The 19,197-nt window shown below is 49.5% G+C and carries 18 protein-coding genes; 9 read left to right on the forward strand and 9 right to left on the reverse strand.

The annotated features are described in order from the left end of the window. Positions 1–33 precede the first annotated feature (33 nt). From cbiB to ACOSVP_RS00210, 6 genes are all read left to right on the forward strand, one after another. A complete protein-coding gene (gene cbiB, locus ACOSVP_RS00185; RefSeq protein WP_487345497.1) occupies positions 34–972 on the forward strand; it encodes an adenosylcobinamide-phosphate synthase CbiB in 939 nt (312 codons plus the stop codon). Continuing rightward, entirely contained in the window at positions 973–2,043 is a 1,071-nt protein-coding gene (locus ACOSVP_RS00190; protein WP_487345498.1) for an aminotransferase class I/II-fold pyridoxal phosphate-dependent enzyme, read from the forward strand. Beyond that, entirely contained in the window at positions 2,040–2,570 is a 531-nt protein-coding gene (gene cobU / locus ACOSVP_RS00195; protein ID WP_487345499.1) for a bifunctional adenosylcobinamide kinase/adenosylcobinamide-phosphate guanylyltransferase, read from the forward strand. Before ACOSVP_RS00190 ends, cobU begins: the two co-directional genes overlap by 4 nt. Before the next feature lie 145 nt (positions 2,571–2,715). Next, positions 2,716–3,213, forward strand: a complete 498-nt coding sequence (gene gpt / locus ACOSVP_RS00200; protein WP_487345500.1) for a xanthine phosphoribosyltransferase — start codon at positions 2,716–2,718, stop codon at positions 3,211–3,213. A 180-nt stretch (positions 3,214–3,393) separates the two neighbouring features. Next, the gene (locus ACOSVP_RS00205) at positions 3,394–3,795 is read left to right on the forward strand and encodes a DUF2914 domain-containing protein (RefSeq protein ID WP_487345501.1); all 402 of its coding nucleotides are present in this window, start codon (positions 3,394–3,396) and stop codon (positions 3,793–3,795) included. Between the two features lie 39 nt (positions 3,796–3,834). Next, entirely contained in the window at positions 3,835–4,167 is a 333-nt protein-coding gene (locus ACOSVP_RS00210; RefSeq protein ID WP_487345502.1) for a DUF1904 family protein, read from the forward strand. Positions 4,168–4,258: 91 nt separating this feature from the next. On the opposite strand, the gene astB is transcribed toward ACOSVP_RS00210, so the two are convergent. Genes astB through ACOSVP_RS00230 form a run of 4 tightly spaced genes read right to left on the reverse strand, consistent with a single transcriptional unit; the run spans position 4,259 to position 9,223 of the window. Continuing rightward, entirely contained in the window at positions 4,259–5,608 is a 1,350-nt protein-coding gene (gene astB, locus ACOSVP_RS00215) for an N-succinylarginine dihydrolase (protein WP_487345503.1), read from the reverse strand. A gap of 14 nt (positions 5,609–5,622) precedes the next feature. Further along, complete coding sequence (gene astD, locus ACOSVP_RS00220; RefSeq protein WP_487345504.1) at positions 5,623–7,095, reverse strand: succinylglutamate-semialdehyde dehydrogenase; 1,473 nt, start codon at positions 7,093–7,095, stop codon at positions 5,623–5,625. A gap of 15 nt (positions 7,096–7,110) precedes the next feature. Next, entirely contained in the window at positions 7,111–8,154 is a 1,044-nt protein-coding gene (gene astA, locus ACOSVP_RS00225) for an arginine N-succinyltransferase (RefSeq protein WP_487345505.1), read from the reverse strand. A gap of 55 nt (positions 8,155–8,209) precedes the next feature. Next, the gene (locus tag ACOSVP_RS00230; RefSeq protein WP_487345506.1) at positions 8,210–9,223 is read right to left on the reverse strand and encodes an arginine N-succinyltransferase; all 1,014 of its coding nucleotides are present in this window, start codon (positions 9,221–9,223) and stop codon (positions 8,210–8,212) included. 135 nt (positions 9,224–9,358) lie between these two features. On the opposite strand from ACOSVP_RS00230, the gene ACOSVP_RS00235 reads away from it, so the two are divergent. Continuing rightward, positions 9,359–9,592: a DUF1653 domain-containing protein gene (locus ACOSVP_RS00235; RefSeq protein ID WP_487345507.1), complete on the forward strand. Its 234-nt coding sequence runs from the start codon at positions 9,359–9,361 to the stop codon at positions 9,590–9,592. 63 nt (positions 9,593–9,655) lie between these two features. On the opposite strand, the gene ACOSVP_RS00240 is transcribed toward ACOSVP_RS00235, so the two are convergent. The 4 genes from ACOSVP_RS00240 to ACOSVP_RS00255 all read right to left on the reverse strand — a co-directional run bounded on the left by ACOSVP_RS00240 (position 9,656) and on the right by ACOSVP_RS00255 (position 16,492). After that, positions 9,656–11,026: a YjiH family protein gene (locus tag ACOSVP_RS00240; RefSeq protein ID WP_487345508.1), complete on the reverse strand. Its 1,371-nt coding sequence runs from the start codon at positions 11,024–11,026 to the stop codon at positions 9,656–9,658. Between the two features lie 254 nt (positions 11,027–11,280). Further along, positions 11,281–12,252, reverse strand: coding sequence for a LysR family transcriptional regulator (locus ACOSVP_RS00245; protein ID WP_487345509.1), 972 nt, complete (start codon positions 12,250–12,252; stop codon positions 11,281–11,283). Between the two features lie 54 nt (positions 12,253–12,306). Continuing rightward, positions 12,307–15,384: an efflux RND transporter permease subunit gene (locus tag ACOSVP_RS00250; RefSeq protein WP_487345510.1), complete on the reverse strand. Its 3,078-nt coding sequence runs from the start codon at positions 15,382–15,384 to the stop codon at positions 12,307–12,309. 1 nt (position 15,385) lies between these two features. Next, entirely contained in the window at positions 15,386–16,492 is a 1,107-nt protein-coding gene (locus ACOSVP_RS00255; protein ID WP_487345511.1) for an efflux RND transporter periplasmic adaptor subunit, read from the reverse strand. A gap of 375 nt (positions 16,493–16,867) precedes the next feature. Between ACOSVP_RS00255 and ACOSVP_RS00260 the strand changes: the two genes are divergently transcribed. Both ACOSVP_RS00260 and ACOSVP_RS00265 read left to right on the forward strand, forming a co-directional pair. Beyond that, positions 16,868–17,476, forward strand: coding sequence for a COG3904 family protein (locus ACOSVP_RS00260; RefSeq protein ID WP_487345512.1), 609 nt, complete (start codon positions 16,868–16,870; stop codon positions 17,474–17,476). A gap of 22 nt (positions 17,477–17,498) precedes the next feature. Continuing rightward, positions 17,499–17,792 carry a DUF1289 domain-containing protein gene (locus ACOSVP_RS00265; RefSeq protein ID WP_487345513.1) on the forward strand — a complete coding sequence of 98 codons (294 nt, stop codon included), beginning with the start codon at positions 17,499–17,501 and terminating at the stop codon, positions 17,790–17,792. Positions 17,793–17,794: 2 nt separating this feature from the next. Here ACOSVP_RS00265 and radA read toward each other — a convergent pair whose 3' ends face one another. Continuing rightward, entirely contained in the window at positions 17,795–19,180 is a 1,386-nt protein-coding gene (gene radA, locus ACOSVP_RS00270) for a DNA repair protein RadA (RefSeq protein ID WP_487345514.1), read from the reverse strand. Positions 19,181–19,197: the final 17 nt, after the last annotated feature.

A 19,197-nucleotide genomic window follows, 5' to 3' on the forward strand; every position in this document is an offset into this window, starting at 1 on the left:
TCCTTTTAATTGAATGATGTCGCGGATAACCTGATGGATTTTCTTTTTGAAACTGTTTCCAGTACCGCTTTAGCCTTGCTTGGTGCGTTGTTGCTAGATCGTTGGCTCGGGGAGCCGCAGTCTTGGCATCCGCTGATTTGGTTTGGTAACTGGGCCACACGCTGTCGTCAAGCTTGGCAATTGCATCCTAGCGCACCAAAAACGCTACAGCGCATTCATGGTGTGCTGGCTTGGAGTGTCGCGGTGCTGCCTTGTGTAATGGCGCTGACGATAGTGCTTTGGCTATTACCTAGCTGGCTGGAATGGTTGGTCGGTACGGTGATTTTGTATTTCACCGTGGGGTGGCAAAGCTTACGTGAACATGCCATCGCCATTGCCAAACCTTTGCATGAGCAAGATTTGCCGACAGCCCGTGAAGCGGTGGGGCGCATTGTCAGTCGTGATACCTCGACACTTGATGAAACCCAAATCGCCAAGGCGAGTATGGAATCGGTATTGGAAAATGGCAGTGATGCGATCTTTGCGCCGATCTTTTGGTTTTTGCTATTAGGGCCGTTTGGCGCGCTTCTTTACCGATTGTCGAACACCTTGGATGCTATGTGGGGGTATAAAACGCCAGCGCTTCTACATTTTGGTTGGTGTGCGGCGCGTATGGACGATGTATTGAATTTTATTCCAGCGCGCTTAGTGGTGCTGACTTATGCGGTGCTTGGTAATGCAAAACGTGCTTTGCACTGTGCTTGGTATCAAGGGCGTGGCTGGAAGAGCCCCAACGCAGGCCCTGTTATGGCGGCGGGCGCGGGCGCAATTCAAGTGTCTCTAGGCGGTGCGGCGGTCTACTTTGGTGAAACCCAGATGCGCCCAACATTAGGCGAAGGCCCTGAACCTAAAGTAAAAGATTTAGATCAAGCAGTGCGCTTGGTGGATAAAGGCGTCTATTTGTGGGCGTTGCTGATTTTGGTATTACTATAAATGATGAATTTTACATTAGAGCCCCCAAAGCACGGTGGCGATTTAGAACAGTGGCAACGCCAAGATCAAAATGCGGTTCACTGGTTGGATTTATCTTCTGCGTGCAATCGTGAGCCTTGGCCGATCCCTGAATCCTTCTTAGAAAATAGCGCTAAGCTTTGGTACGAACTGCCAGACTCGTTTGCTTTACAGCAAGCGGCCACCGATTATTTCGGCCAAGCGCCGTTAGCCATTGGCGCAGGTACCCAGCAGTTTATTGAAATACTGCCTGCCCTGTTGTTGGAACAAGGAGCACTTGAAAAAGTAGCGCGTAAAAAAGTGCTCGTACCAGCGGTTGGTTATCAGGAGCACGGCTACAGTTGGCGTAAATGGGGCTATAAGGTTAGCGAATACCAAAATGTGAGCGAGCTTTTGGGATCCGAGTGGGATATTGCGGTGGTGATCTCGCCCAACAACCCAACTGGTCAGTCTCTTTCTTCAGCAGAATCCGAGCAGCTAAAGCTAATGCTCGAAATCTCTGAGCGTTATTTGATTCTCGATGAAGCTTTTTTAGATGCGACACCAGAAGACAGTTGGCTCAATCAGTCTCTTCCACGTGGCTGTTTTGTTCTGCGTTCAGTCGGAAAGTTCTTTGGCTTAGCCGGTGCACGGGCTGGCTTTATCTTCGGACAGTCGTCGTTTCAGGCTTCGATTCAATCGTTAATTGGCCCTTGGCCAGTGGCAACACCGGCTTTGCATTTGGTAGTCGAAGCGCTCAAGGATAGTGCATGGCAAGCCGAGGCATTAGAGTCGTTAGCCGAGCGTCACGCTTATTTTATGGACAGTATCCTGCCAAAGCTTAATACCTTATTTGACTCCCAAGACATGCAACATAGCGCGCTGTTTTATACTTGGCAGTTGGACCAAGAGCAGGCAGCGAAAGCGTTTCAAGCGTTGCATACAGTAGGCATTCATATCCGCTTGGGCCAAGGCTGGGTGCGATTATCGCTGCCGGCAGGTCATGAAATGCAACGTTTGAACCATGGTTTGGTGAGATTATTGCAAGGACATCAACTAAAGGAGCTGGGATGAAGCATTTAGTCTTGGGGGGCGTTCGTAGTGGCAAAAGCCAATTTGCCGAGCGTTGGATCGCAGAGCAAGGTGAGCAAATCGTTTATATCGCCACCTCGCAAGTGTGGGATGGCAGCATGGCGGAGCGCGTGGCGAAGCATCAGTCGTACCGCCCTGAGCATTGGCAAACTATTGAAGAGCCGTTCAAGCTGGCAGCGACTCTGACCAAGATTGCCAATGAGCTGCCCGAAGTTGGTGTGATCGTCGAATGTTGCTCACTTTGGCTGACCAACTTGTTATGTGCCGAAGATGAGCCACAGCTTGAAGCCGAGCGTGAGAAGTTCCTCGAGGTGCTGGCCAACTATCCATTGCCAGTAATTTTGGTCAGTGCCGAAGTGGGTTTAGGCATTATGCCGATGAATGCTTTGGCGCGTCGTTATGGCGATGAAATTGGTGTATTGAACCAGCGTATGGCGCAACTATGTGAGCAAGTGACCTTTGTTACGGCGGGTTTGCCGATGCAATTAAAGTCGACACAGAGCAAGTGATCTCAATATTTGAATATGTTCGTCATAGTTTTTTATGGAAAAAACTTAACCGATTGGTCTAGAATACGCCGCTTAACCGATTAGGCCTTGTGATGCTCCTCAAAAAAGGGGGGATTGGCCCGACCAGAAAGCTTAGGAGCAAAGCATGAACCCCTACTCAAAAGATTTCCCCGTCTCTTGGCATGAACTGCACCGTGATGCCCGCGCGCTGTCTTGGCGTTTACTAGAGCAAGGTCCTTGGAAAGGCATTATTGCCATCACCCGTGGTGGTCTCGTGCCTGCCGCAATTCTATGCCGTGAAATGGATATTCGTCTGATCGATACCATCTGTGTGGTGAGTTACGACTCAACTCAAGAGGGCGGTACTGCAAATGTACAAGGCGATCTGCGTATTCTCAAAGGCGTGGAAGGCGATGGTGAGGGCTATATCTTGATTGATGATTTGGTGGATACCGGTAAGACCGCACGTGAAATCCGTAAGCTGCTACCGAAAGCACACTTTGCTACCATTTATGCCAAACCAGCTGGCAAACCACTGGTAGATACCTTTATTACAGAAGTGAGCCAAGACACTTGGATTCGCTTCCCATGGGACATGGAATACACCTTCTCTACACCGCTAGCGGACCGTCAAAAAAACTGAGATTTGTAAATGTCTTTGAGTTTTAGGGGGCGCCTTGTATACACTTGCGCCCTCGCTCAAACATTGCAATTTGCTACACAAAAAAGCGCGTGATTGGGTGAAAAATAAGCTAAATTAAAATGCTTGCGGCGTTCTCCCAATAGTTGGGGATTTGATCCCATTGACAGTGTAGGAATCATTATGCATCACACGCTTATTCGCTCCATGTTGCTTTCCCTAGGCTTTATTTCCGCCCCTGCCGTGATGGCTGAAGGCTCCGTCGCTCGTGCTGTATTTTCTTCGGACATCTTGGATCGTGAGCCGATTGATGAGCTTGGCGATGTGATCAAAGTTGAATACGGTGAAATTCAGCGCGTTTATTTCTTTACCGACCTGCGTGATATGGATGGCAGCCAAGTGTCCCATATATGGAAGCTGAATGGTGTGGTTGAGGCGGAAGTGCCTTTTGATATTGGCAGTGACCGTTGGCGAATTTGGTCGACCAAACGCTTAATGCCTGGATTTGATGGTAAATGGAGTGTCGACCTTGTAAAAGATGGTGAAGTACTGGAAAGCCGCTCGTTTGATTACGTGGATGAATGATAAGATAACCGCGTTATTTATTTCGATAGGTTGAATTTTATGCCACATATTCGTGTACGCGGTTTACCCTTAGAAGACCTTGAGTCGGTTTCTGATACCTTGGTTGAGACGCTTGCTGAGCTGACCGATACGCCCAATTCGCACTTTACCCTAGAGTATCAATCCTCAATCTACTTAGTGGTGGGCGGTGCATCACCAGCTTACCCATTTATTGAGATTCTTTGGTTTGATCGCGGTGCGGAAGTGAAAGCGAAAGTGGCACAGGCGATCGACGATCTGATCCGCCCCTTGATTGATGCGGGCCAAGATATCACCACCTTGTTCCGAGATCTTAAAGGCAGCGACTACTTTGAAAATGGTGAGCACTTCTAACTGCGCACAGAGCATTTTGCAGTTCTGATCTTATAAAAAACCGTATCTAGGTTCACTTGGATACGGTTTTTTTGTAACAGAGTGTTAGCTATTAGCCTTGCTGAAACTCGTAAATACTGCCCAATTGTAAAATCTGGGTGAGCTCATCTAAAGCTTGGCGAGATTCTATTAATAAGCTTGGATCGGCCAAATCTGCTTCTAGCAAACGATCACGGTAATGTTTTTCGACCCATTGATTAAGTGTGTTAAACAGTGACTCATTCATCAAGGTAGCAGGGTTTACGGCCGCTAGCTCTGCGGCAGTCATAGCGACACGCAGACGCAAACAGGCTGGACCGCCACCGTTACTCATACTTTGTTTTAGATCGAACACCTGCACCTCTTTAATCGGCGTCGATTGTTGCATCAAATCTTGCAGATAGCTCCAAACACGCTCATTTTGCTGTACTTCACCAGGCACGATTAGGGTCATAGTGCCATCTGCTCGACTCAATAACTGGCTGTTAAATAAGTAAGATTGTACACAATCCTCTACTGAGACCGCGCTGTCAGGCACTTCGACAAAATACAGTGACTTAGTTTGCTCGCCCCATGCTTGGCGCAGATCCTGCTGCATTTGCTGAGTGTTGAGGAAGGCTTTCTCATGGTAGAAGTGCACGTTGCCATTACCGACGGCTATCACATCGTTGTGGAACACACCGGCATCAATCACATCAGGGTGTTGCTGCACATAGACTGCTCGCTCGGGCGCTAAACCATGAATACGGGCAACGGCCTGTGATGCTTCTAGCGTGTGGCGTGCGGGAAAGCGTTGTGGACGTGGCGCCGCAGAATTAAACGCAGACATACCATAGACAAATAGCTCCACCCCAGCTTGACCGTAATCACTGCAGAAACGCGTGTGGTTCGCAGCGCCTTCATCTCCAAAATGATCGACACTCGGCAGTGCCCCGTGATGGGCAAAGTACTGCTCATCTGGGAACGTTGCTTTTAGAATTCGACCGGTCGTTTGATGCTCAATTGAGCGGTGAAATTTGTTTACTAGATTCGCAGGCGTAAAGTGTACGCGGCCATCTTGCGTATCGGCACTGGGAGAAACCGTAGCCGCGTTTGCGGTCCACATACACGAAGCGGAACTGACCGCTGCGAGTACTTTCGGCGCTTGCTTGGCCGCTTGTGCTAAGACTTGTGCATCGCTTCCGCTAAAGCCTAGTGCGCGCAAAGTCGGAATGTGTGGGCGCTCATGGGGTGCGAGTACGCCTTGCACAAAGCCCATGTCCGCGAGTGCTTTCATCTTGGTTAAGCCTTGCAGTGCTGCGGCTTTAGGGTTCGATGGCTTAGCCGAGTTAAGCGATGAGGCGACATTGCCGTAGGATAAACCACTGTAGTTATGGGTTGGCCCAACTAGACCATCAAAGTTTGCTTCGATTGCAGAATGCATGGGAGTTCCTCAAATTACAGGGTTAAGCCGTTCGGTAAAGTGTCTGGGACATGAAGCTGTTCCACTTCAATACTGGCCACTGGGTAAGCGCAGTAATCCGCCGCGTAGTAAGCGCTAGCTCTATGGTTGCCGCTGGCGCCAGTGCCGCCAAAAGGCGCCGCACTGGACGCACCGGTAGTTTGACGGTTCCAGTTAATGATGCCAGCACGGGAGTGCTGCAAGAACCACTCATACTCGGCGCGATCGTCGGACAAGATGCCCGCTGATAGACCAAAGCGGGTGTGGTTGGCAATCTTCATCGCTTGTTCTAAATCGTCGTAACGAATTACCGTCAGCAGCGGGCCAAAATACTCTTGGTCAGGTAGTTTGGCTTGAATATCCGTCGCATCAACGATGGCGGGTGAAACAAAGCCGGTATGGGCTTCGCCGCGTTCCATCGGCAGGATAGTCTGCGCCCCTAACAGTACGAGCTTAAGGTAATTCTGGAACAAGCCTTCTGCCGCTTGAGCTGAAACGACCGGGCCCATAAAAGGCTGCGGCTCAGCATCAAAGCGATCAACCTTGAGGGCTTTCGTCGCGGCAACCAGCTGACTCAGAATAGCATCGCCATGGGCGCCTTTGGGCAGCAACAAACGGCGCGCACAAGTACAGCGTTGACCAGCCGATAAGAATGCCGATTGGATGATTTCATACACGACGGCACGAATATCCTGTGTTTTTTCAGACACTAATAGCGGGTTATTGCCGCCCATTTCCAGTGCTAAAATTTTGCCAGGATGGCCAGAAAACTGTTGGTGCAGCACATGCCCCACGGCAGGGCTGCCGGTAAAGAACAGACCATCAATGCCATCGTGGTTGGCCAGTGCGATTCCCGTGTCGCGCTCCCCTTGAACAAGGTTTAACACGCCTGCAGGAAGGCCGGCCTGTTGCCACAATTGAATCACCAGATCCGAGGTCGCGGGGGCCAGTTCACTTGGCTTAAAGACGATGCTGTTACCGGCAATCAGTGCAGGCACAATGTGGCCGTTTGGTAGATGCGCAGGGAAATTGTAGGGACCAAATACCGCAACCACGCCATGGGGACGATGGCGCAACACAGCGGTGGCACCCGGCATATCCGTCGATTTAGTCCCCGTGCGCTCATTGTAGGCTTGTTTTGAAATGCCTACCTTGCCAATCATGGCGGCCACTTCGGTGCGTGTTTCCCAGATCGGTTTGCCGGTTTCACGGCTGATCAGAGTTGCGATGGCGTCAGTATTTTCTTTGACCAACTCAGCAAAGCGATCAATGATCGCTAGGCGCTCTTCGATCGGGCGATTGGCCCAAGCTGGAAAAGCAGCACGCGCACTTTGGATCGCCTGATCGACTTGCTCGGCGCTGGCGCTATGAGCCTGCCAAACTAGGCTGCCATCCGCAGGATCAATCGATTGAAAACTTGTCCCCTCGCCATTTAGCCAAGTGTTATTAATAAACTGTTGCTGTTTCATTGTCTTCTCCTGTGCTTAATGGCGGGTGTGCGGAAGTAGTTCGACGATACGAACCGGCTCTTTGTGGTTAACCAGTAAGGCATCGGCTTCGTCTTGGCTCAGCACCAAGCCACTTCCTGGTGGTGAAGAGCGTTGAATCAAAATACAGCGGAAGTCATTTAGCTTGGCATTGGACACTAGGTAATGCAGGCCGTCGCCCAAGTTTTTCGGTTGACCAATGGTGGCCAATACCAGACGACTGTCGCGCACGGCACGAATGTCTTCCACTCGGACTTCTAGCGTCGGGCCGCCATCAAAGATGTCGACGTAGTTTTCGTAGCGGAAACCTTCTTGTTCTAACAAGCGACGTGCCGGCTCCGTTTTAGGGTGTACCTTGCCCAGCACATCGCGGGCTTCCTGTGGCAGTAAGTTGACGTACACAGGGTTATTTGGCATCAGCTCAGCGATAAACTGTTTGTTGCCTTGTGCAGTCAGCTCATCGGCGTGCTCAAAGTCGATGGAGAAGAACTGGCGACCAAGGCTTTCCCACAGGGGCGAAACACCATTTTCATCACAGTAGCCACGCATCTCTGCGAAGATATTTTCATTGAAGCGCTCAGGAAATTGCGCCAAAAACATAAAACGGCATTTTGAGAGCAATTGACCGTTACGTGAATGACGGTAGTCCTCTTGCAAGAACAAGGTGCACACTTCGCTTAAGCCCGTGAAGTCATTGTTGAGAATCAGGGTTGGGTGAATCTTGTGTACGCCAAGCTCTCGTGAGGAGTGGGTGATGGTGCTGAGGTGGTAGCTGTAAAATGGCTCGTCTAAACCGACCGCCGCCAACAGACCTGAAGTGCCCACAATGGTGCCCGTTTCCGTGTCTTCTAGCACGAATAAATAAGATTCATCCCCCGGTTCAGGGATGGTTTCCTTTTGAAATGAGCGTTCTGACAAGGCGATTTTACGCGTTAGAATGTCTTCATCAGCCACTAAGGAAGTGAAGCCAACTCCCGTTAAAGCCGCCAGACGATAAAGCTCTTCTAAATCATCTTTGCGAATTGAACGTATGACCATCATAGCGGTGTTCCTCTTAATACTTCGTAAAGGGCGCTCGATACGACGCCTTGTGTCATTAAAGTTTAGACCATTGCACTAGGCTGCCGGAGTGAATATTCAACTGCTCCTGAATGCCTGGATGCATGACTAAGCCTGCAACTTGTGAATCTGCTGGGGCGCAGGTCACGCGGAAATCCTCAAGGTGACCTGCCGCGACTAGGTAGCGCTCATCAGCGCTTAAATTAGGATCAATCAATGCTTTGCCAATGCGCTGTTCGGTGACGGTTTTCAGATCCTGTACACGGGCTTCGATACTTGGCCCGGCATCAAAAATGTCCACGTAATCACGGAACACAAAGCCTTCATCCAGCAAGATATTGGCCACTTTTTCTGAATCTTCGTGAATCACACCAATGGCGTCTTGCGCCTCTTGTGTCAGGGTCGGCACATAAATTGGGTAACGCGGCATCAGTTCGGCGATGAACTGGCGGTTGCTGATGCCGGATAGGTAATCGGCCTTTTTGAAATCCATGCTGAAGAAGTGGCGCCCTAAGGCTTCCCAAAATGGCGAATAGCCTTTGTGATCGCTTTCCCCACGAATTTCAGCAAACACTTTTGAAGTGAAGCGATCTGGGTGACGGGCGATAAACAGTAGGCGCGCACGGGACAATAGGGCAAAGGCTTCATCACTTTGATGGGCTTTATCGAGCACCAAAGCATTCAGGCGCGACATGCCGCTGTAGTCTTGGCATAGAAACAATGCCGGAATGCGGTTGTGAATTTGCAATTGCGGCGAGGCATGCACGACTTCGTCGATGCGATAGCTGTAAAATGGTGCGTCCACTCCGACCATGGCATCAATGGAGCAGGTGCCGACGATTTCTTGGCTGGCTTGCTCTACCATGACAAACAAGTAAGATTCATGGCTGGGTTGTACGATGTCACTCAACAGGGATTGACGCGAGGTGGCAATTTTATCGTTTAAGCGTTCTCTGTTGGCCGGAAAGTTAGTGATACCAATACCGGCATTACGTGCTAAGCGTTCTAGCGCTGGCAAGTCGGGAAAATCAGCAGGTCGAACTAAATACACCGAGACGCTCCTTTTTCGAAAACAGACAATATCTGTATTATCGTTAAAGGGTTGTCATTGGGGTAGGTTAGCAATTTCGTAAATGCGACCTAGCCTTCAAAAACCGAGACATATTAAGTCGAATTTAGGTAAATCATGAAAAAATCAAAGATCAAACCTGGTGTGTATCGTCATTACAAGGGCGCTGAATATTGGGTTGAACGGGTCGCTCGTCACAGTGAAACAGAGGAAGAATTGGTGGTGTATCAAGCCCTCTACGGTGATTTTGGCTGGTGGGTACGCCCCAAATCCATGTTTCTAGAGACGGTGGAAATCGAAGGGGAAGTGATCCCACGTTTCGATTGGCTGCGTGATCAGATCGATCAATAACACAAAAGGCCCTTTCGTTTGCGCGCAAGGGCCTTTTGCTTTATCGGCTGGGAGCACAGGTTTTTAGAAGATCAAATGCGCGACACCGGCAATGACAGGTAGAGTAATCAAGGTACGTAAAATAAAGATGATGAACATCTCTAATAGGTTGATCGGGATTTTACTACCAAGGATCAAGGCGCCCACTTCCGATAGGTAAATCAGCTGCGTGATAGACACCGCGGCAATGACAAAGCGTGTCATTTCATTGTCGATAGACGCCGCCATAATCGATGGAATAAACATATCGGCAAAGCCCACGACTAGGGTTTCAGAGGCTTTCACCGCTTCTGGGATCTGTAGTAACTCTAACAGCGGCACAAAGGGTGTCCCTAAGATGCTGAAGATACTGGTGTTTTCGGCTACCACTAGGGCTAGCGTACCAATTGCCATCACCACAGGTAGAACACAGAACACCATTTCCGCCGCGTTCTTCGCACCATCCACCAATACTGCTTTCACCCCTCGACTATTTTCCGCACGGGCTATTGCCCCTTGAATACCTAGGGCGAACAGCTCTTTGATTGGTTTACTGGCCAGCTCACAGGGCTCGGCTGGTTGGCCATTTAAGTAGTCATTGGCAATGCGACGCAGGGGCGGTAAGCGCGGCACGATCAGAGCCGCAATAAAGCCCGCTAATGAGACCGCAAAGTAGAACGGAATAAACAAATGTTCTAGTTCTACTTGTGAGACTACGACGAGCGCAAAGCTGATCGATACCGCTGAGAAAGTGGTGGCGATCACCGCAGCTTCACGTTTGGTATAGAGGTTTTGCTCGTACTGTTGGCTGGTCAGCATGATGCCCACGGTGCCATCGCCGAGCCAAGAGGTGGCGCAGTCAATCGAAGAGCGCCCCGGTAAATTAAACAGCGGGCGCATGATTTTGCTCATCAAGCTGCCCGTCAGCTCTAATAAGCCAAAGTCCAATAGCAATGGCAGCAATAAGCCGGCAAACAAAAATACCGCCAACAGGGTCGGCATCAGCTCATGTAATACCAGGCCGCCAGTGTATTCATGCCAAATCATGGCAGGGCCGACATTGTTCAACGTCATGATGGCGAAGAGTGCCCCTAATACTCGTAAGGTGAGCCAAGGCAGGCTGGTAAGAAACAGAGTACGAAGTAGCGTGGTGTTGTGCAGCGGTTTAAAGAAGGTGGTAATAATGGACAGGGCGGCCGCTAAACAGATCAGCGTGGTGACCACCAAGGGCGCTTTGTCCCCCAGTAAACCTTTAAACTCACCAGCCAGCACGGCAATCGGAATGGTGACACCGTCGCCATAGGGAACTGGGGTCATAAACAAAAGCAGACCCAGCAGGGATGGTACGATAAACAGCCAAATATTGGCTCGTCGTGGTGTCACGGCATCGAAAGATGGGGTTAGGTTATCTGACATGATGTTGTCCTTTCATACTCTCTTTCTAATAATTTTTAGTGCGGGCAATACTAACTTTCGGGGTTGGGATGGCAATTTTTTTCAAGTGAATAGGACAAAAGTCGTTAATAAAGGTCGCATTATCTTAAGTTTTGGGGATTGAACTGAATAAATATCAAATTCTGACTAGTTGGATGGGAATCTGGCTTTGGCCATAAAAAAAGAGCTTCCGAAGAAGCTCTCTTTGACGCAATACGGGTTAAAAACGATTGAGCTTACTCTTCATGAATCCAAGGTGAGGATTGCATAAAGGTGGCGATTTGCTCACGGAACCAGCGATGTGCAGGGTCCTTGTCGTAGCGTTCGTGCCAGCAGATTTGTACCGGATGACGGCCACTGTATGGGTCGGCCTCAACTGCATCTGCAGGTAGCGGCAGTACCTTGATCGAGGTGTAGTTGTCGCGACAAGAGATGTTTTTAAACAAGGCGCCAAGCTGCGCCGAACCGATTAACGCCATACCACGCTTCACTGCTTCTGCTGTTACCGCAATGCTGTCGGTCTCAATCTTAGGCTCAATCACGTAGCCTAATTGTTCTAACTTCTCAATCGTGACACTGGTGGTGGCACTTTGGAAGTTACGAATATTGAACACCACTATCTTGTGTTCTAGTAGCTCTTTTAAGGTCACTTCGTCTTGGAAGTAAAGTGGGTGTGCTTCACTTAAAATGACGCAACCATCCATGCCACCGACCATCTTGCTACGAATATTATTCGGTGTGGATTCGGCATTGATAATGCCTAGATCAACGCCATTGACTAGATCATCGTAACCGTCGTCGCTCCAGTTACTGCTGGTTAGGCGAATATTGGGGGCTTGGTAATGTAGCATCGCCAATAACGGTTCGATAAACGTTAGTAACAGTTCTTCGTCAGCTTTGATACTGAAACGGCGTTTTAAGGTGCCTTGGTCAAAATGACTCGGTTGTAGCAAGTTCGACATGGAGCCTAGAATCGGCGTAATTTGCTCATGCAATTCGTAGGCGCGCGAAGTGGGGCTCAAACCATAAGCTTGACGAGTGAACAGCGGATCTTTGAATAGTTCCCTTAAACGCTGTAACGACTTACTGAGGGCTGGCTGTGTCACACCTAAACGTTCTGCGGCACGCGAAACGCTGCACTCTTCTAGTATGACTTCAAATGACACCAAGAGTTTGATATCGAGTTTTAGTAAATCATCAATCTGCATAAATCCAATCCATATCGCCTCGCTCTTCAAAGAGCGAGGCATTTGTGCGCGATTTTATGCGTTAAAATCGCTCATTTTACGATACTTCACGCGATGCAAAATGACATAGAAGACAGGCACTGCGATCAGCGTTAGTACGGTTGCAAAACCCAGACCAAACGCAATCACCACAGCCATACCTTCGAAAAATGCATCGTAAAGCAGCGGTACCATTCCTAGGATCGTCGTAATCGCTGCCATACATACAGGTCGAACACGACTGACCGCTGATTTGAAGATCGCCTCGTAGGTTTCCGTTCCTTGTGCGAGTTCGTAATTGATTTGGTCGGCCAGTACGATACCGTTCTTCACAATCATGCCCGATAAGCTCAAGAAACCGAGTAGGGCCATGAAACTAAAGGCGGCATCCATAATCAGCAATCCAGAAGAAACACCGATCAGGGCCAACGGGACGCAGAACCAAATCACTAATGGTACGCGCACAGAGTTAAACAATAATATCGTAATAATAAACATGAATAGGTAGCCCATTGGAAGCGACGTAAAGATGTTTGCTTGCGCATCCGTACTACTTTCATATTCTCCCCCCCATTCCATGCTATATCCGGGCGATAAAGGAATATTTTCCACTTTTTCGCGGATACGGCTGAACACCGCCATGGCCGTTTCATCCCCTAAAATTAAGGGATCTGCTTTCACGGTAATGGTACGTTTACGGTCTCGGCGTTCAATGATGGGGTCTTCCCAAACCGTTTCAAAACCATCCACTAAGTTCGAGACTGAGACATAGGCACCACTGGCTGGGCTGTAGATCTGCAAGTCACGGACCTGATCAATCGACACACGCTCATTTTCCGGCACGGTCTGAATGATCGGCAGTAGATCCGTGCCATCGCGATAAGTTCCGATTTCTGAACCAGTAAAGTTGGTTAATAACACTTCATCTAGGTCACTTTTATTAATGCCTAAACGGCGCGCTTGGGCATCATTAAAGATCGGACGAAGCACTTTTACTGGCTGACGCCAATCGTCTTTGATGTTTTCTAGACCACCATCCGCGCGGTAAATATCCTGAACTTGAGCGCTAAGTTGGCGCAGAACTTGTGGGTCTGGGCCACTGAAACGGGCTTCGATTTTAGCACCAGTTGAGGGGCCTAACTGCAGGCGTTGGAGCTTGAATTCCACATCGGGGTAGTTATTCGACATTAGTTGATAAATGTCATTCATCAGCGCTGGGATCTCATCCCCTGACTTGGCACGCACGATGAACTGAGCATAGCTGCTGTCGGTTTGTGTCGCTTCATAGGTCAACATAAAACGCAGCGCACCTTGCCCTGTGGTGCTGGTGATAAAGTCGATTCGATCATCGCCCAACAAGTCCGCTTCGATCTCATTGACCTTATCGTAGGTGGCATTAATGTGCGTCCCTTCTGGTAAATTGATATCGAGGTAGAACATCGGTGTGGTCGAAGGTGGGAAGAAGGCTTGTTTGACAAACTGGAACGCCCAGCCAGAAACAAACAGCGAAATCACTAAGCCAATCACGGTTAACCAGCGGAAGTGCATGGCTTTGTCTAACAGCCATTTGTAACCCACGAACAAGAAGCCTTTGTACGGATCTTGCTCTTCTTCAGAAGCCATCGCGGCTTTGTTTTCTTTGAAAAACAAATCACAGAAGAAGGGGGTCAGGGTAATCGCGGTCACCCAGCTGAGCATCAAAGAGATCAGCAAGACGTAGAACAGAGAGCCAACAAACTCACCCACCGAGTCTGGCGATAGACCAATTGGCGCAAAGGCGGTTACGGCGATGACGGTCGCGCCCAACAGTGGCCACTTGGTTTGTTTGACAACACTTGAGGCCGCTTCAAACTTGCTTTGCCCCTTATGAAGGCCAATCAAGATGCCTTCGGTGACGACAATAGCGTTATCGACCAACATCCCTAGGGCGATGATCAAACCACCCAATGAAATACGTTGTAAGTTGATGTTGAAGTAATCCATGACAATAAAGGTGCCAAGGATGGTCAACAACAGGATTAAGCCGATTAGGATGCCTGAGCGTACGCCCATAAACACCAACAGCACCAAGATCACAATGCCCACCGCCGCGGCCAGGTTGGACAGGAAGTTAGTAACAGACTTCTCCACTTCTTTTGACTGGAAGTAGACCGTATCCATGCTGATGCCGATCGGTTGCTGGTATTCAAGCTCCTGTAAGCGCGCCTCAATGTGTTTACCCACATCGACTACGTTGACGTTGTTGCTAAAGGAAATACCTAATAACAGCGAGCTAGCGCCGTTAAAGTTCACCATATGGTTTTGCGGATCTTGGTACTCACGTTTGACCGTGGCCACGTCACTCAGACGAATCAGATTGCCATCGCCTGGGGTGCCGACCGTTAGGTTTTCAAGCTCGGCAATATCGTTGAACTCACCGGTTGGACTGATACGGATGTAGTCCGTGCCTACCTGAACCTTACCGGCATTGGAGACAATGTTCTGATTGGCCAATAGATTTTGTAGCTGAGTCGGTGACACGCCCATGGTGGCTAGCTTGGAGCGAGAAATCTCGATCGTCACTTGTTCTGCCTGTTCAGCAGCCACTTCCACTTTCGCGACGCCGTCAACCAGTACTAGCTCACGCTTCACATAGTCGACGTAATTTTCCAGATCCTTGTAGGGATAGCCTTTACCATGTACCGCAAGCATTACGCCGTACACATCGCCAAAGTCATCGACCACGATCGGGGTGGATACGCCTGCTGGGAATTGCCCGCGCATATCGCTGATTTTCTTACGTACTTCATCCCAAATCTGTTTCAGCTCTTGGGCGCGGTAAGTATCTTTGATGGTAATTTGAACCTTGGAATAGCCTTCTTTAGAGGTCGATTTGATCTCGTCCAAATAAGGCAAATTCTGTAGTTCTAGCTCAATCGGATAGGTGACTTCTTCTTCCACCTGTTCTGGGCTAGCACCTGGGTATTGGGTAATGACCAAGGCATCTTTGATGGTAAATTCAGGGTCTTCCAATTGACCAAGATTGGTGAAGGCCAAGGCGCCACCAATCAATAGAATCAAGGTCACAAGCCAACTGGAAACTTTGCGTTCAATAAAATAGCCGGCAATATTCAAGTTAGATTCCTCGCTCGCGTGTCCAAGGGCGTACTTGCAGATCTGGCGTTAAATCATGAACGCCTGCCGCTACCACTTGCTCACCAGGATTCAGACCACTGATGATCTCGATACTGTCGTTGGTCATATCGCCCAAAGTGACTTCGCGTGGGTTTACGGTCCCCGCTTCTGGGTTGTACACCCAGACCACGCTCTGGCTGTCGCCTGTGCTGGTCTGACGGCGCATCACCGCTTCGATCGGCACGGTAATGTGCGTCGGTTTACCGCTGATTTGGCTAATGTCCAAATCCACTGTCGCCGTCATCCCCGGCAGCAAATTGACTGGCGCCTCTTCGGTGTTCAGTAGAGAAATGGTGGCGTCGTAGGATTTAGTCGTCACATCAGGGCTAGTACGATGTTCTTTGTATACGGCTTCGAAGGTTTGTGACGGTACCGCATCAATCGACACTTGTGGGTGATATTGCAGCGCTACTTTTTGAATATTGGCCACTAAGCGCTCTGGAATCTGAAACTCCACATCCATTTGTTCAATGTTTTGAATGTGCAGAATGGTCTGCGTCGCGCCCACGTATTCGTAGTTATCAATACTGAGTGAAGCAATCACGCCATCGTACGGTGCGCGCAACTCGCTGTAACCTAACTGGTTTTTGGCGGTCTCAAGCGCGTTTTCGCTTTGATCAAGAGTGGCTTTGGCTTCATCAAATTGGGCTTGGGTAGTGGCATTTTTCGCCAACATGGTTTTGATACGATCAAATTGCGCTTTAGCTAGCTTGTAGTTGGCTTGCGAGAGTTCGACTTGCAGTTGGTAATCCGTTGGATCAAGCGAGGCAAGCAGTTGGCCGCGTTCTACCCGTTGGCCTTCTTTGACATTTAATTGGGTGACTTGTCCACCTACGCGAAAGGCAAGGTCGGCTTCATCACTGGCTTTTAACTCGGCAGGAAAATGACGAATGCTGACCACATCTGTGGCATCAATGCTATACAGTTTCACTGGGCGGATCACCGCTTGTGCAGTGTCGAGATTTTCTTCCGAAGAACAGCCAACTAAAAAAGCCGTGGCAGCGAATGTTACAACGAGCGGCGTTAAGCCCTTGAATGGACGTACCATGAACCCTCCATGAGAGATGGTTAGATTAAAATAAGAATAACTTGATTTTATATCCATGCGGTCAAGTTATAAATTGACCGCGCGCTATGCTAGATAGTCCTTGTGGTTATATTTGTTTCTATCTGATAGTTATTGTGATTATAGCTGTTTGGGGAAAGATAGGACTGTTCAGATGGTCTGACTTGTGTACCAAATAGACCTTTACACAATGAGGATAAACCTTCTCTGTTTCTTGACGGCAGGGGACACCTGTTTTACTTAAAATGAGCCATCTGACGCCTGTTTCAGTAAAGTCTGTCCGAAACCCTTTACAAACAGAATGCAATCGTTACTAATCGAAATGAATGGCCGTGATTAAATAAGGAGTTTACCGCCATGCTGGTCCAGCCTGCTCGTGTATTGTATGGAATGTGTTTTGCTTTACTGGTGCTGACTGGCTGTGCCAGCAGTGAAGTACAAAAGCCTCTTCATCAAGCGGCAAAACAGGGTGAGGATGTGTCCATTTATGTGGAAGGCGATGTGGCTTATTTATCTGGCCTATTGACCAGCCAATTGCCACAGCAGTTAAAAGAGGCGTTAAGCGAACACCCTAATGTGACGGATTTAGTTTTGGTGGATGTACCTGGTTCTAACGATCAACTGGCGACCATGGAAGCGGCACGCATGATTCGTCATTTAGGACTCAATACCCACATTGCCGAGACAGGCTATGTACTCTCCGGTGGCGTCGATTTATTTTTGGGCGGTGTGAATCGCAGCATAGGCGCCGGTGCAGGGGTGGGGGTACATTCTTGGCGTGATACGCAAAACTGGGGCGATGACATCAATCTGGCCGATCCGGTGCACGCCAGTTATGTGAACTTCTATCTGGAAATGGGCGTGCCGGAGCGCTTTTACTGGTTTACCTTGGATGCCTCGCCTGCGGAGCGCATTTATTTCTTGTCCCCAGAAGAGATTTACGATTATCGTTTAGTAACCGATTAATTACCTTAATGAGGAGCCTGGCATGGAGCAGATTGAATTATTTCAGATCGAAAGCCCATGTCGTGGCATTTGTGAGTCGAGCAGTAAAGGCTACTGCAAAGGCTGTTTGCGTAGCCGCGAAGAGCGCTTTCATTGGCATGAAATGAACGATGCGGAAAAGCGCCAAGTGATTCAGCTGTGCCGCAGTCGCTGGCAACGTATTTTGAAAGCTAAGCAGGATCGCCTGCAAGCGGAATCGGATAAAGACTTACCGTACGGGATGGAAGGCGAAGATGTGCAAGATCTGTTCGCCACCCCGATCACCGAAGCTGAATAGCATTAGCCAAAGATAGCATCTAAGGCTTCAGATAAGCGCTCCACGCCAACTACCGTCATACCTTCGATAGGTTTCTTCGGACAATTACCTTTCGGCACGACCGCGCGTTTAAAACCGTGCTTGGCGGCTTCACTGATACGCTCTTGGCCAGACGGCACAGGACGGATTTCCCCCGATAGACCGACTTCCCCTAGCACTACTAAGTCGTGTGGTAGCACCTGATCACGGAAGCTTGAGACTACCGCGGCAATGGCGGCTAAGTCGGCTGAAGTTTCCAGAACTTTGACACCACCAACCACGTTTAAATAGACATCCTGATCAGCGGTCATGAGTCCACCGTGCTTATGCAGTACGGCCAATAGCATCGAGAGACGATTATGATCAAAGCCCACGGTAACACGGCGTGGGTTACCAAGTGCCGAGTCATCGACAAGGGCTTGCAGTTCCACCAGTAGCGGACGCGTACCTTCCCAAACTACCATCACCAAGCTGCCCGCTGCAGGATGCTTAGAGCGATTCAAGAAGATCGAACTTGGGTTTTTCACTTCTTTTAGACCGTTTTCTAGCATGGCGAAAACGCCCAATTCATTCACCGCACCAAAACGGTTTTTCATACCACGTAGGGTACGAAAACGGGAGTCTTCCGAGCCTTCTAGCAGTACCGAACAGTCAACCATATGCTCCAATACTTTTGGGCCGGCCAGAGTACCGTCTTTGGTCACATGGCCTACCAGCAGTACGGTCGTTTGCGTTTGCTTGGCAAAGCGCGTTAACACCGCCGCGCTTTCACGTACTTGCGAGACACTGCCAGGGGCCGATTCAATGCCATCAAGGTGCATTACCTGGATGGAGTCGATCACCATCACTTTTGGACGTACTTGTTCCGCCACTGCCAAGATGCCTTCGACACTGGTTTCGGACAGCATCTTAAGGTTTTTGGTGGGTAAGCCTAAACGATGGGCACGCATGGCTACCTGCTGTAGGGATTCCTCACCGGTCACGTACAGAGCGCTTTGCTGCTGTGCGAGCCAACACATGGTTTGCAGCAGCAAGGTACTTTTCCCCGCCCCTGGGTGACCACCAATCAACACCACGCCTCCGGGTACTAAACCACCGCCCAGTACACGGTCAAACTCGCTTGCCCCAGAGCTAAAGCGCGGCATATCGCCAAGATCGACTTCGGATAGATCTTGAATGCCTGTGGTGGCACCAGCATAACCTTTGCGGCCTGCCTCTTGGGTCGCAGCGACACGAGCAGAGGTTTTGCCAGTGCTGACTTTAAACTCTTGTAGGCTGTTCCATGCACCACAGGCCTGACATTGGCCTTGCCATTTTGCGTAGTCTGCGCCGCATTCGTTGCAGACAAAGGCGGATTTTGCTTTTGCCATGACGGGTTACTTCCTAA

The sequence above is a fragment of the Marinomonas sp. HM11-D genome (genome assembly GCF_057626615.1).